Here is a 16,368-nt window from a genome sequence, read left to right as displayed (position 1 = left end):
TTTAGAATTTCGGTTTTATTGATTGAACAAGGCTATCCATTTTCACTTTTTTAGGCTTAACGGCTGTTCCCGGTTTTAATCCTCCAATACCAGCTGCAACAATGATTTCTCCTTTGCTGACACCAGATTTTATAATAGCCAGATTATCTATCCTGTCAATCACATTGATTACTACATTTTTAGCCGTGTCTTTATCCACTTTGTAAACATAAACAATACCTTGCTGCTCGTAGGTTGCACTTTCCGGCACCACCAATACATTATCATAATGTTGTGGGAACCTGATGGTTCCACTGTTACCGTTGCTTAATAATTTCTGGGCATTGGTAAAGGCTACTCTGAACTGGATGGTTCCGGTTGTAGGGTCTATCTGTCCGGTAATTGCTTCAATTCTTCCTTTTTCGGGATAAAGGCTTCCGTTTGCCAGCTGTAGTTCTACCATCGGAAGATTTTTAATCTTTTCGGGCATAGATGCACCCGGCGATTTTTCAAGGAAATCAAAATATTCTTTTTCATTCATTGAGAAATAGGCAAAAATCCCGGAAGTATCGGAGATCGTTGTCAATGCAGTCTGGTCAGTAGGTCCCACTAAACTTCCCACTTTCAGTGGAAGCCTTCCGATCACTCCGGAAATAGGGGCACGGATGATAGAATATTCAATATTGGCTTCTACTCCTTTATAATTGGCAACTGCCTGTCTTTTTGCAGCATTGGCCTGTTGCAGCTGGGCCTGAGCCTGGGCCAGATTTGCCTGAGCCGTCTGCAGCTGTACATTACTGATGATATTTTTCTGAACAAGAGGCTTCAGCTTATTGACTTCTACCTGTGCTGCATTTACAGAAGCCTGTGCTGCGGCAATTGTAGATTCTGCGGCACCGATGCCGGCTTTGGAAGCAGCGGCGTTTTCGGTCAGGATATTGGTTTCCAGACGGAATAACGGCTGTCCTTTTGTTACATACTGCCCTTCGTCTACCAGGACCTGCGTAATATATCCCTGTATTTTTGCACGGACATCATTGTTGACCCTTCCCTGTATGGTGGCCGGAAAGGTCTGATAGCCCACTATATTTTTTGACTCCACAGAAACTACAGGATAAGGTTTTGGGCCATCCTGTTTTGGAGCTTCTTTTTTGCAGGCCGTCAGTGAAAGCGCTGCAATAGAAAGTATAACTAGCTTATTATTCATTTTAAAGTTTATTAAGAGATTCCTGAATATTTTCTATGTTTTTGTATAAAAGTGCTTTGTAAGCTTCTACCCGTTCGTTGTATTCATTATCATGATTTTTTTTAAAGTTGTTTAAGTCATCCAGTAGTTTGAGTTCGTCCTCCATTTTTTGAACAATTTTTTCAAATCTGATTTTTTTATACTCATCATTGATGAAAAAATACCGTTTTCGCTCATCCATTTTGTTGTGGTCAATAATCAGCTGTGCATTCAACAGTAGTGATATACTGGTAGAAACAGAACTTTTACTCGCGGAGAGTACTTCCACAAATTCGTCAAAGGTAATTCCCACTTTCTCATAATCGAAAAGCAGGTAAGCATAAATCTTTGAAGCTAATGGCGGTAGGTTGAAAACGGTGCCGTAAAATTTTACAGCATCTTGAAAAATTTTTTCATCAATTTCTATACTTTGGTGCATAATATAAAAATTTTGACAAAAGTAGAAATTAGTTCAGAACTAAACGAACAAACATGATAGAGTTTATAAATGAAGATTCTTTTAAAAATTCAATGAAACATGATTTAACTTTTGGCTTAAATTATAATCTTTTCATAGGCTTTTCTCATTCCTCCGGCCAACAATACTTCACCACAATAGGAATAACCCTTACTTTCAAGGATCTTCAGCATGGCATTATTATCATAATTTGTATCTACTTTTATACTTTGAATTCCATGAGATCTTGTAAAATCTTCAATGTGATCAAATAATTTTTTCACCATACCCTGGCCGGCAAATTTTCCATCAACCGCCACTCTATGTACAACAACAAATTCTCCATCGCTTAGCCAGGCTCCTTCAATAGTACTGTAGGCAGGTTCGTCATTTAAAATCAATGCTACATAAACGGCAATTTCCCCATCAATGGTAAGGACATACCCAAAGCCTTTTGCAATATCACTTTCTACGGTTCCTAAATTAGGGTATCCATTCTGCCATTGGGTACTCCCGTCCTGTTTTCTTCTTTCAATGGATTGTTGGATAATTCCCCAAATTATATCCCTGTCATTAATTTCTGCTTTTCTAAGTTTGGTCTCTGAATTCATTGTTAGTTGTTTATTGAATTGAATGATTTAAGTATTTAAAAGATTTGGATATGTTTTTAAGTTTTGGCTAAAGCCAATTGTAATTTTTTAATTTTTAAGACGGGCTAAAGCCCGCCTCTATTGAATAATGTAGTCTAATTGAGTCATGATCCAATATTTCTAATCTCTACATCTCAAATTTTTAAATACTTAAATCTTTAATAATTAATATTATTTGAATCAAAAAACCGAAAACTAATTAAAATTAATTTTCGGTTCGAAGTAGTAAAATTTAAAATTATGAAATTGTTTTATTGATTTTCACTTTGTTGAAGATAAGCATCTATAACTTCAAATGCATTCTTCTCGTCTTCCAACTTTACCATAATTTTTAATGACGTTGCGGTAGGCGTTGTCGTAAATGTAAGATAATTGTTCTCGACGCTGTTTGTAATTTGTGCATCATCCAATTTAGACTTTATTAGCTGGATTTCTGAAGGCTTGTCACTTTCAAAAACCGATACTCTCGTACTTCTTTCCATATTCTATATCGTTTGAGTATCTAAATATACGATGTATTTTTTAAAATTACAAATCTTTGAATTTAAATTTTATTAATATTGTTCTCTATTTTATCAAGAGCCAATTGAATTTCTTGCTGAGTAACATTCAGATGCGGTCTGAAGCGAAGGGAGTGATCTCCACACTGAAGAATGATCAGTCCGTCTTTGAAAAGCTCGTTCATCAAACGGTTACGCTGTTCTGCAGAAGGAAGATCAATGGCACACATAAGACCTCTTCCTCTTGCATTTGATATTTTATCTGGGTATTTCTGAGCCAGCTCTTTTAATCTTTCCAACAGATAATCTCCAACTACTCTTGCATTTTCAACCAGGTTTTCCTTTTCGATAACTTCCATCACCAATTGGAAACGAAGCATGTCAATAAAGTTCCCTCCGAACGTAGAATTGATCCTTGAACTTTCTCTGAAAACGTTATTTGGAATCTCATCAAATTTTTCTTTATTAGCCAAAACACCACAAACCTGGGCTTTTTTCCCGAAAGAAATAATATCCGGTTTCGCTGTAAAATGCTGAAACGCCCACATTTTTCCTGTGATGGCAATACCTGTCTGAACTTCATCAAAGATCAGTAAGATTTCGTTCTGATCGCAAAGTTTTCTCAGCCCCATTAAGAACTCATCTCTGAAATGATTGTCACCACCTTCGGCCTGGATAGGCTCAATGATGATGCAAGCTACTTTATCAGGGTTCATAAGAATTGCTTCTTCGATCTGAAGAAGAGCCAGCCTTTCATTCTTGATGGTTTCCTCTAAATTTTCTTCTGTAATTGGAAAAGATAGCTTAGGGTTTAAGATTCTTGGCCAGTCAAACATTGGGAAATACTGATATTTTCTAGGATCGGAAGTATTGGTTAAGCTCAAAGTATAACCGCTTCTTCCGTGGAATGCCTGTCTGAAATGGATACAGATTCCAGCTTCTGTCTGAAGGCCTTTTTCAAAATTCTTACGGGTTTTCCAGTCGAAGCATGCTTTCATTGCATTTTCTACTCCTAATGTTCCTCCTTCGATAAAGAAAGCATACTGTAGTTCTTCAGGAATCACTACTCTTTCAAAAACTTCCAGAAAGTGGGCATATTCCTCTGAATACACGTCTGCCAAAGTAGGTTTGTTGACAGCCATTTTCCCCAGCCACTCTGATCTTTCTACCAGATAAGGATGGTTGTAGCCTATTGAAGCTGATGCAAACATAGAGAACATATCCAGGTATTCTTTGTCTGTAAGCTTGTCATACAGCCATGATCCGTGAGATTTTTCTATATCCATCACAAAATCAAAGCCGTCTGCCAAAACGTGTCTTCCTACGGTTTCCTTTACTTTATTTGCTTTTATATCAATTGTTTGTTCCATAATTAAAATAGTTGTGTGATTTAATAATTGAATGATTAAAAGTCTTAAACATTCAGGTTATTAATTTTTAGTTTTTTTGTTGAATTGATTTAAACCTAATTTTTACAAATCAAATTTAATTCCTTGTGCTAAAGGAAGTTGAGCTGTATAATTTATAGTATTGGTTTGTCTTCTCATATAGTATTTCCAAACGTCAGAACCGGACTCTCTTCCGCCTCCTGTTTCTTTTTCACCACCAAAAGCACCCCCAATTTCAGCACCTGAAGTTCCGATGTTTACATTGGCAATACCGCAGTCTGAACCTGCATGAGAAAGGAATAATTCTGCTTCTCTCAGGTTCTGAGTCATGATAGCAGATGATAATCCCTGGGGAACATCGTTCTGGATAGCAATAGCTTCCTCCAATGTTTTATATTTGATCAGATACAGGATCGGCGCGAAAGTTTCGTGCTGAACGATCTCGTAAGAGTTTTTCACTTCTGCGATGCATGGTTTCACATAGCATCCTGATTCGTATTCTTTTCCGCTTAAAACACCTCCTTCAACTACAAATTTTCCGCCCTCTTTCTTACATTTCTTGATAGCTTCTTCATACTGATTCACTGCATCTACATCAATAAGCGGCCCTACATGGTTATTTTCGTCTAATGGATTTCCGATTTTCAACTGTCCATAAGCTTTTACCAATCTGTTTTTTACTTCATTGTAAACACTTTCATGGATGATCAGTCTTCTTGTTGATGTGCATCTCTGTCCTGCCGTACCTACTGCTCCGAAAACAGCTCCGATGATTGACATGTCGATATCTGCATCTTTGGAAATAATGATCGCGTTGTTTCCTCCCAATTCAAGGATAGATTTCCCGAATCTTTCTGCCACTTTGGAAGAAACCATTCTTCCCACTCTTGTAGAACCTGTGAAGGAAACCAGGGAAACCCTTTTATCATCAACCAGCTTCTGCCCGATCTCATGATCAGCAACCAGTACACTTGAAATACCTTCGGCAAGATTGTTCTCCTTTAATACTTCAGACATAATGTTCTGACAAGCGATAGCACATAAAGGTGTTTTTTCAGACGGCTTCCAGATGGTAACATTTCCGCAGATCCAGGCTAGAGCTGTGTTCCAAGCCCAAACTGCAACCGGGAAATTAAAAGCAGTGATGATTCCCACAACGCCAAGCGGATGATATTGCTCATACATTCTGTGACCTGGTCTTTCTGAATGCATGGTATAGCCGTGAAGCTGTCTGGATACCCCTACTGCAAAATCACAGATGTCGATCATCTCCTGAACTTCCCCAAGACCTTCCTGAAGAGATTTACCCATTTCATAAGAAACAAGTTTTCCAAGGTCATCTTTATATGTTCTTAATTTCTGACCTAACTGTCTAACGATCTCCCCTCTTTTAGGAGCAGGGATGGATCTAAATTCCTGAAACGCCTTCTGAGCCGTCTCAATTACTTTGTCATAATCACTTTCTCCGGAAGTCTTAATTTTAGCGATTAGCCTGCCATCTACGGGAGAAAAACTTTCTATCGTTTTCCCCGAAGCAAAATATTTTCCGCCCACTGAAGTCCCCTTATTTTCTTCTTTAATACCAAGGTTTTTGAGTGTTTTTTCGATTCCGAAATCCTTTACTTTTTTAGACATAAAATGTTTACTTTTCGTTTCCTCTAAAGATAGAAATATTATGCGAACCTCAAAATTTTAATTTTTAACATGCTTTTTATTTGGACTAATTATAAACATGCTTATCTTTGTCATGTAATTTTTTGATATTCAGACATGGAAAATTCACAGGAAAATAATAATTCGAAGTTCAAGAAGTGGTTCAAACGTGTAGGCTGGGCAGGATTTGCTTTTTTCACGATCAAAGGCTTGATTTGGCTCGTTATATTCTACTTCGGAGCTGATACGCTTCAGAGTTGTATAAAATAAAAAGCAGAGAAATTTCTCTGCTTTCCTTTTTAGTAAGGTTAATTGGAGTGTTATTGTCCTTTTATTGGATTAATAATCTTCATCTTATTTTATCCTATCCTTCTTGGTCTTTCTTTTTCCTTCCTGAATTGACCAGGCTTTGATGCAGCAGATACTCGATCTGCCCGTTTACACTCCTGAATTCATCATTCGCCCACTTTTCCACCAGCTTATAGGTCGCTTCATCGATTCTTATGACGAATGACTTTTTGCCTTTAGCTTCAGAGGATTTTGAAGTTTTTTCCGATTTCATCCTTTTCTCTTTGCCTGTTTAGTAATACTTTTTTAATAACATAAAAGACGCAAAGATTTCGTTTAAATAAACTTTTCTATCTGTTCGCAAGGCGTTTTACCCGGCTAAGTTTTTTATGAAATCTAAGTATTTATTCTTCATTTTTCTCTCTTTATTTTACTAATAAAGAGTTCCTGCATTTAAGATGGGCTGGGCTGCTTTTTCACCACATAGCACCACCATTAAATTGCTGACCATGGCTGCTTTTCTTTCATCATCAAGCTCTACGATATTTTCTTCTGAAAGCTTTTTCAATGCCAAATCCACCATTCCTACAGCACCTTCCACAATCTTGGTTCTTGCTGCAACAATTGCTGTTGCCTGTTGTCTCTGAAGCATTGCTCCTGCAATTTCCGAAGCATAAGCAAGGTGAGAAATTCTCGCTTCCTGAATCACAATTCCCGCTTTTGAAAGACGATCCGTAAGCTCCTGCTCCAAAATAGAATTGATCTTATCACCTCCTTCTCTCAAAGTAATCGGCGCATGGTCATCTTCTAAATTGTCGTACGGAAAACTCATCGCCAAATGACGTACCGCAGCTTCACTCTGCATTCTTACAAAGTCTGAATAACGCTCAACGTCAAAAGCTGCTTTGTAGGTATCTCCTACTTTCCAGACCATTACCACTGCGATTTCAATAGGGTTACCCATTTTATCGTTTACTTTCAGAGTTTGCCCTTGTAAGTTTTCTGAACGCAATGACATTTTCTGTGAAGAATACAGAGGGTTGATAAAAAACAGTCCGTTGTCTTTCACTGTTCCCACATACTTTCCAAAGAAATTCAACACTCTTGAATGGTTCGGCTGAATGATCATCAGTCCCTTCAGAAAAAAACAGAACAGCAGAAAGCACAGCATTGCAATGATCACGAATGTAATACTCTGTTCAACTCCGGAAATAAAAAAATAAACTGCTCCGGCAAATAAAACCAGACAGAATACTAACGCCAGATAGCCTGACATAGGCTTTAATACTTTTTCCATGATTGTAATTTAATTTGATATTGTTTTGATATCATAAAGATATAAATAAACTTTAAGATTTTGAGCTATAATCTAATTTTTTTTAGTGCGGATTTCTGGATGTGAGTTTGAATATTATGAGGTCATTAGTTTCAGGTTATTTAGATCCTAAAACGTGAAAAAAAAATCCCGGAAAATGAATTCCAGGATTTTGATTTTATATTGAAAGAAATCTATTTCTTCGTTAAAACTTTAAACTTGAAATAAGAAGCAGCTGATAAAGCCAGCATAGTTCCCAATCCAATGTATACCCATGCCGGAACCGGAACCGGATCTCCTGCTGCATATGAGTGAAGTCCGCTCAGGTAATAATTAACTCCGAAGTAGGTCATTACCATAGAACAGAAAGCAAACATTGTGGCTACATGGAATGCCCATCTGCTTCTCAGTCCGGGAACCAATCTCATGTGCAGGACAAAAGCATACACCATAATGGAGATGAAAGCCCATGTTTCTTTCGGGTCCCAGCTCCAGTATCTTCCCCAAGATTCATTGGCCCAGATACCTCCTAAGAAGTTTCCAACAGTCAAAGCAAAAAGACCGATCGTCAGCGACATTTCAGAAACGATTACCAGTTCTTTCAATGTGGTGTCGTGGTGAAGCTTATATGTTTCTTTATTTGAAATAATATAAAATACTAAAGAGATTACAGCAATAATCATTGACAGGGCAAAGAAGCCGTAACTTGAGGTAATAATCGCTACGTGAACAATCAGCCAGTAAGATTTCAATACCGGAACAAGTGGCGTAATCTGAGGGTCAAGTGCTGAACCTCCGTGTGCAAATCCCATCATGATAACTGCTACCATAAATCCGGCTGCAGGAATAAGAGCGTTCGCGTTTCTGTAAAGGATCAACCCGGCTGTAATACCTACCCAAGAGATAAAGATGATTGCCTCGTATCCGTTACTCCAAGGTGCGTGTCCTGAAATATACCATCTTGCTACAAGGCCTAAGAAATGGCATAAATACCCTACTATGCCTATAGCAATAATTACTTTGATTACTTTATTTAAAATCTTATTGGATTTGAACAATTCTACAAATCCTAAGATCAGAAGAAGTCCTCCGATTATAGTATAGAAGATCAATAATTTGAAGTTGATGTTCACTTTATTCATGAAAACCTCAAGATCCACTTTAGATTTTGCAGGAACTACTGCTTTACCCCACTTCTGCTGGTAGTCTGAAAGTTTTGCAAGCTCAGCATCGGCTTTACTCCAGTCTCCTGTTTTTTGCGCGGTAAGAGCTTCTGCAAAATAAGGACCCATCACTTGTTGAGATTCCATATCCGGCTCAAATTTCTGATCCAGCCATGAATGCCATGTATGGTTGGCATCGTTCTTCACAGGAACGATTCTCATAAACTGGCCGCTGAAAAACTCGTTGAAGATCTGTACTCTTTCGTTTACAGAAATCACTTCTTTATCATAATTGGTCTGCTCAGAAGGTTTCTTACGGAATGCCGTGTTGTAATCGTGTTCCAGGATATAGGTAAGATTACCGTTAGCATCTGCCGGAAAAAGGTTCATCAGTGAAGTATATCCTTCATCATCAGCCTTCGTTTTATTTTTTAATTCGTCACCTCCTTTTGTTCCTACTTTAATCATAGGAACCATAGTCCAGCTTGGCGTATCTGTATTGATCGACAGGAACCATTGGTTAGCCGTAAGAGACTTTCCATCTGTTCCCTTGAACTCGTCTTTCTTATATAATTTTCTTAAAATATCCAGTGCTTCCGTGTTGATAGGAACAATTCTTCCTTCAAAATTCTGAACCAGAAGATATCCGAATTTATCTGCATGTTCTTTGCTGATTTTGTTTCTGGCAATAATCTCGTCCGGAGAAATAGATCTCATTTTGCCCATTGGTGTTGCCAGAGAGTTCTGCTTTGGAGCAGTTCCATCAAGCGGCTGGGCAGACGGAGCCGGAGCGTGAGAATGATTGTCTCCTTCCACATGAATATGTTCTCTGCTCCCGTCTGTTGTGCCATGGGTTTCAATTTTCTGTGCATTTAATCCTAAACTTAATAGCACTAAAAGCACTGCTGCCGTCTTCTTTTTATTAACATCAGTCAGCATTTTATTCAGTTTCCAGAAGTGAGTTCCTTTCCAGAAGAAGATCACAAACATTCCTAAGAACAGAAGTCCGTATCCGATGTAAGAAATAATGGTTCCCCAGAAATCGTGGTTTACAGAAAGTACGGTTCCCATTCTGTCCGGATCAAAACTTGACTGGAAGAAACGGTAACCTTTATGGTTAAGAACGTGGTTCATGTAAATTTTATAAGGGGTTTCTTTTCCTTCATCAATGATCTTTACGTGGCTTTCATAAGCACTTGGAGATGTACTTCCCGGATAGGTTTCCATCACAAAATCATCCAATTTCAATGCAAAAGGTGTAGTATATACTTTAGGTCCGAAACCTACCATAATATTCAGGCCATCCATTGTTACCTGTTTGTATGCATTCGGGTTTCCTTTTTCTACAGAAAGATCTACCATTTGTCTTGTTTTTGGCCCTTGAAGTTCTATTCTCATTACATCCGGTACCATAGCATCTTTCTTTTTATCGCCTTCAAAAGCCATAAGCCTCCCTTTTTTAAGACCTTCAGGAACAACCAGTTTCAATTCGTTGATCGTATATAAACTTCTCAATACCAAAGGCTGGAATTCATCTTTCTTGGTACTTCCGGTAGCCTGCGTTGCCATAGTCATAAAGGCTGCATCAACAGGCGTTTTAATGAACAGTTTTCCGTCCTCTTTTTTAAATTCTACCGCACCGTCTATCGCTCTGTTGAACGTTACTAAAGTTCCGTTGATAGATTTTGTTTCTCCCGGTTTGATGTAAATATTCTGTCTTCCGGTAGTTCCTGTAGACACTAGGTGAAGATATTCTGCGCCGTTGGGCTCAGCAATTAAGCTGTCTTTTTTTCTCTGGATATAGTCTTTTGTAAACACCTTTATTTCCTTTCCGTGGAAATCATAGGTTGCCTTAAAGTCTTTATGCAAAGGAGACATCAGATAAGGAACATCCTGATAGTTAAGAACATCCCCTTTCTCTTCAATCTGGATTTTAAAGAAATTTTTGTCAGTTACAATCTCATTGGAAGTTTCACCTTCTCTGATATGCATTGTCCCTTCAAAACTGATGTATCTTGTAATAGCACCTCCTATAAATATAAGGATAAAGGCAAGGTGAAATACCAGAACCGGCCATTTTTCTCTTCTCCACAGTCTGTATCTTGCGATATTTCCTATAAAGTTGAGAATGAGCAGAAACATGATTAATTCAAACCATTTTGCTTCATAAATTAGCGCTTTAGCTGTAGGAGTTCCGTAGTCGTTTTCTAAGAACGTTGCATACGCCATTGCAAATGCATACACCAGTAACAGCACAGCCATTGTTCTGGTTGAGATAAGAATATCTTGGAGCTTCTTCATGATTTATTTTACTTGACATGCAAAAATAAGGATGATAAACAACAAAGAGGCTAAAAAAAGCTGTTTTTTGTCATTTAAAGGCCTATTTTGGTTATTTTGAATCATTCTTAATAATATATAATTCATTAAGGAAAATTCGATTTTAAGATCATGAAATTCCGGATCTAACTTACTTATCTGTGGTCAGTTCTGATTACTACAGGCAAATAATCATTTTATTACGTCAATAATTATAAGACTGTGTCCTTCATCTTCTTTATTATTTTGTGTTGATTGGTGATAACGAAATTAAGGCCAGGCAAAAATGCCGGGATGTTTTTTGACCATATTTTTTGATTTTTTTTTCACTTTTACACTTTATGGAACAAAATTAGCGGAGCAATAGCTGGTGCATTTTGAAGGAGTTTAAAAGTACCTGCTGCAGTACATTTCAGGAAAAAAAATATCTTAAAACTGATGTTTAATTTTAAAAAATAACCCTAAATTACGCTATCTTTTTTGCAGAAAAAAAGATTCTATTAATGTTGAAAAAACATTAAATTTGCCACATTGATATTATGGATAAAAAGACACAGACAAAACAGACTGAATCGCCTGATAAAGGCAGAATACTATCTAAGCCACGTATATTTTTCGGGCTTACCTTTATACTTTTCTCTGTCGTTCTGGCATTTTCGTTCATCTCCTATTTGATGAACTGGAAAGCAGACCAGAGTCAGGCAGGAACTATGACCGACAAAACGATAAAATCTTCAAATATCTTTGGGAAGGTAGGCGACTGGCTGGGAAATATTTTTATATTCGAAAGCATCGGGATCGCATCCTTCATTATTGCCTTCTTATTTTTGGTTGTGGGAACGCTTATCCTTAAAAAAAGAACCTTCAAACCATGGAAAACCATCGGACACTCTTTGTTTTTTATCTGCTGGCTTCCTATTTTTATGGGAGCTGTAACTAAAGGCCAGGGTGTTTTAGGAGGCGTTTACGGTTACCAGATCATGGATTATCTGAATGCCATCATCGGACCTGTAGGACTTTGGGTAGTACTTGTTTCAAGCATTCTTTTATATTTTATTTTAGAATTCAATCTTCGCCCAAGCTCTATTAAAGCCAAACTGGACAAGATCAATGACAGTACGATCGGCAAAGTTAAATCCATGATGCCAAGCTCAGAGGAAAACTTTGAAGCAGATGCCGAACTTGAAGAGGAAGCTGCAGAAGCCGGCCAGAATGTTACCGTTACAGACGTTTCGAATAAGGCAAAAACTAAAGAGCAGGAACCGGTAAACGTTCCTAAAGGATTTCCGGAAGTTCAGCCTGTAACAGATTTAGAACCTATTGTAACGCCTAACCAGACTTCTTTTGAAGAGGAAGAGAAACCTGTCAGCTTAAATCTGAATGCCAAACCTTCTGTTCCTACTTCAACTCCGGAACAGGCATTTGATATGACACCGGTAAGTCCGGCGATTAGTCCGGTTCCTCCAGTTTCTACTCCTGCTCAGGACAATATTAAATTTAATGTAGAGATCGCTCCGGTAGTAGATGTATTGGATGATTCTGACAGGAAATCACAGGAACTTGTAGAAAAACACGGACTGTATGATCATAAACTCGATCTGGCAGGTTTCCAAATGCCTACAGTGGAATTGCTGAAAGATTACGGAAGCGAAGAAATTTCAATCAATCAAGAAGAATTAGAAGAAAATAAAAATAAGATTGTAGGACTTTTAAAGAACTTCAATGTCGGCATCTCTGAGATCAAGGCAACGATAGGTCCAACAGTTACTTTATATGAAATTGTTCCGGAAGCCGGAATCAGAGTGTCAGCTATTAAAAAACTTCAGGATGATATTGCCCTGAACCTTTCCGCCTTAGGAATCAGGATCATTGCCCCAATGCCTGGAAAAGGAACAATCGGAATCGAGGTGCCGAGAAAAAATCCTACGATGGTTTCCATGCGTTCGGTTATTGCTTCCCACAAATTCCAGAATACCGATATGGATCTTCCTGTGGTTTTCGGAAAGACGATTTCTAATGAGGTATTCATGGCCGATCTTTCAAAAATGCCTCACTTACTGATGGCAGGTGCTACAGGTCAGGGTAAGTCTGTAGGGATTAATGCCATTCTTACTTCTCTCCTCTATAAAAAACATCCAAGCGAATTGAAATTCGTTATGGTGGATCCTAAGAAGGTTGAACTTTCATTATATTCAAAAATTGAAAGACATTATCTGGCTAAGCTTCCGGATGCTGAGGAAGCGATCATCACAGACACGAATAAAGTGATCAATACCCTGAATTCTCTTTGTATAGAGATGGATACAAGATATGACCTTCTTAAAAATGCATTCTGTAAAAACTTAAAAGAATACAATAAGAAATTTACGGAAAGAAAATTAAATCCAGAGAATGGACATCGTTATTTACCATACATCGTTTTGGTAGTGGACGAGTTTGCCGACCTTATCATGACAGCAGGTAAAGAAGTTGAGCTTCCGATCGCCAGACTCGCGCAGCTTGCAAGAGCAGTAGGAATTCACCTGATTGTTGCCACGCAGAGACCTTCTGTCAATGTAATTACGGGTATGATTAAGGCCAACTTCCCGGCAAGGGCTGCCTTCAGAGTAATTTCCAGTGTGGATTCAAGGACTATTCTGGATTCTCCGGGTGCAGACCAGCTGATTGGTAAAGGTGATATGCTTTATTTCAACGGAAATGAGATCTTAAGACTTCAGTGCGCATTCGTAGATACACCGGAAGTGGAAAGACTTGCAGAATATATCGGCGAGCAGAAAGGCTATTCATCTGCATTCCTGCTTCCTGAATTTGTTTCTGAAGATTCTACCAGTACGGTAGGCGCTTTTGATCCGAATGAGAAGGATGCTTTATTTGAAGAAGCGGCAAGAATCATTGTTTCTACACAGCAAGGATCTACTTCCATGTTGCAGAGACAGCTGAAACTGGGGTATAACAGAGCAGGAAGAATTATGGACCAGCTTGAGGCTACCGGTATTGTAGGAGGATTTAACGGAGCAAAAGCAAGAGAGGTGATTATCAGCGACCTTCATTCTTTGGAACAGTTTTTGGAAGATTTGCGTAGTTAAAGGAAAGATGCTTTATAAATTAAACCTTGAAGCATTAGAATGTTTAAAGTTTATTAAATAAAAAAATGAAAAATATTATTTCAAAAGTTATAGTCGGAAGTTTTGTAATAGGTGCTGTAGGATTTGCCGATGCACAGAAAATTGATGCGAAAGCTAAAAAAATTCTTGACGATATCACAGCCAACTACAAGTCTAAAAAGAACTCTTACTTCAAATTTTCTTTCGGAACTGGTGTGAACGGACAGGTAACCAAAACAGAACCGGGAATTTACTATTCTGCAGGAGATAAATATAAGCTGAAGATCATGGATACGGAACAGATCTTCGATGGAAGCAAAATCTACAACATCAATGCAGACGATATGGAGGTAACCATTGCAAAACCTAACGGAAGCAGCAGCATGTTCTCCCCTATCAATTATCTTTCAACCTACAGAAATGATTATAACGTAACCTATAATGGGAAAAAGAATGTAAACGGAGTGAATGCAGATTTCATTAAGTTGACCCCTGTAAAATCCAACGGAATCCAACATGTCTATCTTTTTGTAGATTCTGCTAAAAAGCAAATGGTAAAACTGGAGCAGCATGGCAACAATAAAGATGTAGCTGTAATTGCCATCAAAGAATATAAAGAAAACCAGACACTGGATCCTAATATGTTTGTTTTTGACAAAAACAAGTTCAAAAACTACATCATTACAGAGCTTTAAAAAGACAAAAATGGGACAAGAGCAATTACCTCTTTACCTGTTAATATAAAAAGTAATAAAAATTATAAGAGCCACAAGTAAACTTTGTGGCTTTTTGATTAATTTTGACACATGCTAAAAATACTAGACCGATATATCATAAAAACCTTCTTTGGTCCTTTTTTCTTTATATTCAGTGTTTTGTTTTTCATTTTTATTGTAAACATTATCTGGGTTCAGCTGGGGCAGTTTATGGGAAAAGGATTAAGCTACTGGCAGATCCTCAAACTTCTTTTTTATCTTGGGGTAAGTGTTATCAGTCTGGTACTTCCGCTTACTATCCTTTTGGCAAGCATTATGTCCTTCGGGGAATTTGGAGAACGGTATGAACTTGCTGCGATGAAGGCTGCAGGAATTTCCCTGACACGGGTAATGGCACCCCTTATGGGAGTGGCAACGGTATTGGCAGTCATGCTTTTCTTTTTCTCCAATAATATCATTCCGGACTTCCAGAAGAAGGCAAAGAATATGCTTTTCAATATTGCACAAACCAAACCTGCTTTAAACTTTACACCGGGACAATTCATTGACCAGCTTCCGGGATATATGGTGAAATTTGATAAGATCTATGGGGAAAACGGGGAAAATATTGAAGGGGTTTTTGTTCACAGAAAAGCCGGCACCTATGAAAACCAGCAGTCTATTGTCGCAGAAAAAGGGAAATTTGTCCCTGCAGCTAATAAAAACTTCCTGAAGCTGGAGCTTTATAACGGTTATATATTTGAAGATAATTTCGCAGGCAAAGGTGAAAATGTAAGGCTCAAACAACCGGATCAGGCTATTAAATTTGATACCTTAGTTTCACATTTTGATATCAGTGAAGTTATTAATAAAGCTATTGAAAAGGAGCAGATCACAGATGATTACCGTTTTCAGACGTATGGACAGCTTAATGAAACCGTTGCTAAAAACAAGAAAGAGAATGCTGAATTCTTTTCGAATATCGGTGCCGATGTTTTGAGCCAGACTAATTCGGTGATCAGCTATATGGATAAAACAAAATCCAAAGCGGTTGCCAAACAACAGATTAAGCTGGATACCGTAAAGGAACAAAAAAAGCTGGAGATTATTTCTAATGCCTATAACAGGCTGGATAATCTGAAATCTACATCCATGGGTAAAAAGAATGAATTCAGTTCAAATGTTAAATATTTCAGCAAGGTCGTTATTTACCAGCAGAGAATTGTTTCTTATTCTGTAACATGTATCATCTTTTTCCTGATTGGGGCCAGCTTAGGATCCATCATCAGAAAAGGAGGAATGGGGCTTCCGGTAATCATCGCAATCGTTATTTTTATCATTTTTTATGTAATGAATCTCGGTATTGAAAATATTGCATGGGGAGGAGGAATGAGCCCTTATCTGGCAGCGTGGCTTCCTAACCTTATCCTTCTTCCGTTCGGAGTATGGATGACGTATAAAGCCCTTACCGACTCACAGCTGTTTGATGCCGAAAAATATAAAGCGCTCTTCAAACCAATTACAAAGAGATTCTCAAAAAACAAAGAACATCAGAGATATCAGTAATTGTATTGAAAGATTAAAAATTAAATCATTTTAAAATATTCAGGCCCGGAATTTCCGGGTCTTTTT

13 protein-coding genes are annotated in these 16,368 nt (G+C 37.9%); 4 read left to right on the top strand and 9 right to left on the bottom strand.

Annotated elements, in window-relative coordinates; genetic code table 11:
- Position 1: 1 nt before the first annotated feature.
- The 6 genes from ACTJIV_RS13165 to amaB form a co-directional block, all read right to left on the bottom strand.
- On the bottom strand, positions 2-1,186 hold the full coding sequence (locus ACTJIV_RS13165; RefSeq protein WP_440627981.1) for an efflux RND transporter periplasmic adaptor subunit: 1,185 nt from the start codon (positions 1,184-1,186) through the stop codon (positions 2-4).
- Between the two features lies 1 nt (position 1,187).
- Positions 1,188-1,643 carry a transcriptional regulator gene (locus ACTJIV_RS13160; protein ID WP_034727861.1) on the bottom strand — a complete coding sequence of 152 codons (456 nt, stop codon included), beginning with the start codon at positions 1,641-1,643 and terminating at the stop codon, positions 1,188-1,190.
- A gap of 116 nt (positions 1,644-1,759) precedes the next feature.
- The gene (locus ACTJIV_RS13155; protein ID WP_440627979.1) at positions 1,760-2,272 is read right to left on the bottom strand and encodes an N-acetyltransferase family protein; all 513 of its coding nucleotides are present in this window, start codon (positions 2,270-2,272) and stop codon (positions 1,760-1,762) included.
- A 290-nt stretch (positions 2,273-2,562) separates the two neighbouring features.
- Positions 2,563-2,793 carry a DUF2007 domain-containing protein gene (locus ACTJIV_RS13150; RefSeq protein WP_111953226.1) on the bottom strand — a complete coding sequence of 77 codons (231 nt, stop codon included), beginning with the start codon at positions 2,791-2,793 and terminating at the stop codon, positions 2,563-2,565.
- Between the two features lie 62 nt (positions 2,794-2,855).
- Positions 2,856-4,181, bottom strand: coding sequence for an L-lysine 6-transaminase (gene lat, locus ACTJIV_RS13145; protein ID WP_111953224.1), 1,326 nt, complete (start codon positions 4,179-4,181; stop codon positions 2,856-2,858).
- A 102-nt stretch (positions 4,182-4,283) separates the two neighbouring features.
- On the bottom strand, positions 4,284-5,834 hold the full coding sequence (amaB, locus tag ACTJIV_RS13140; RefSeq protein ID WP_223559616.1) for an L-piperidine-6-carboxylate dehydrogenase: 1,551 nt from the start codon (positions 5,832-5,834) through the stop codon (positions 4,284-4,286).
- Positions 5,835-5,969: 135 nt separating this feature from the next.
- Here amaB and ACTJIV_RS13135 point away from each other — a divergent pair, with 135 nt between their 5' ends.
- Positions 5,970-6,122: a histidine kinase gene (locus ACTJIV_RS13135; protein WP_040995320.1), complete on the top strand. Its 153-nt coding sequence runs from the start codon at positions 5,970-5,972 to the stop codon at positions 6,120-6,122.
- A 94-nt stretch (positions 6,123-6,216) separates the two neighbouring features.
- On the opposite strand, the gene ACTJIV_RS13130 is transcribed toward ACTJIV_RS13135, so the two are convergent.
- The 3 genes from ACTJIV_RS13130 to ccsA all read right to left on the bottom strand — a co-directional run bounded on the left by ACTJIV_RS13130 (position 6,217) and on the right by ccsA (position 10,919).
- Entirely contained in the window at positions 6,217-6,414 is a 198-nt protein-coding gene (locus tag ACTJIV_RS13130; protein WP_111953220.1) for an Arc family DNA binding domain-containing protein, read from the bottom strand.
- Between the two features lie 159 nt (positions 6,415-6,573).
- Positions 6,574-7,437, bottom strand: a complete 864-nt coding sequence (locus tag ACTJIV_RS13125) for an SPFH domain-containing protein (protein ID WP_111953218.1) — start codon at positions 7,435-7,437, stop codon at positions 6,574-6,576.
- A gap of 212 nt (positions 7,438-7,649) precedes the next feature.
- Positions 7,650-10,919: a cytochrome c biogenesis protein CcsA gene (gene ccsA, locus ACTJIV_RS13120; protein WP_440627975.1), complete on the bottom strand. Its 3,270-nt coding sequence runs from the start codon at positions 10,917-10,919 to the stop codon at positions 7,650-7,652.
- A 557-nt stretch (positions 10,920-11,476) separates the two neighbouring features.
- On the opposite strand from ccsA, the gene ACTJIV_RS13115 reads away from it, so the two are divergent.
- The 3 genes from ACTJIV_RS13115 to ACTJIV_RS13105 all read left to right on the top strand — a co-directional run bounded on the left by ACTJIV_RS13115 (position 11,477) and on the right by ACTJIV_RS13105 (position 16,302).
- Positions 11,477-14,023 (top strand): DNA translocase FtsK 4TM domain-containing protein, encoded by a 2,547-nt coding sequence (locus ACTJIV_RS13115; RefSeq protein WP_440627973.1) that lies wholly within the window; start codon positions 11,477-11,479, stop codon positions 14,021-14,023.
- 65 nt (positions 14,024-14,088) lie between these two features.
- Entirely contained in the window at positions 14,089-14,736 is a 648-nt protein-coding gene (locus tag ACTJIV_RS13110; protein ID WP_223559619.1) for a LolA family protein, read from the top strand.
- A 111-nt stretch (positions 14,737-14,847) separates the two neighbouring features.
- Positions 14,848-16,302 (top strand): LptF/LptG family permease, encoded by a 1,455-nt coding sequence (locus tag ACTJIV_RS13105; RefSeq protein ID WP_111953210.1) that lies wholly within the window; start codon positions 14,848-14,850, stop codon positions 16,300-16,302.
- Positions 16,303-16,368 lie beyond the last annotated feature (66 nt).

This window comes from Chryseobacterium sp. 22532, from assembly GCF_052044665.1.
GTDB classification, from domain to species: Bacteria; Bacteroidota; Bacteroidia; order Flavobacteriales; family Weeksellaceae; genus Chryseobacterium; species Chryseobacterium lathyri.
This window is presented reverse-complemented; position numbering and strand designations above follow the sequence as displayed.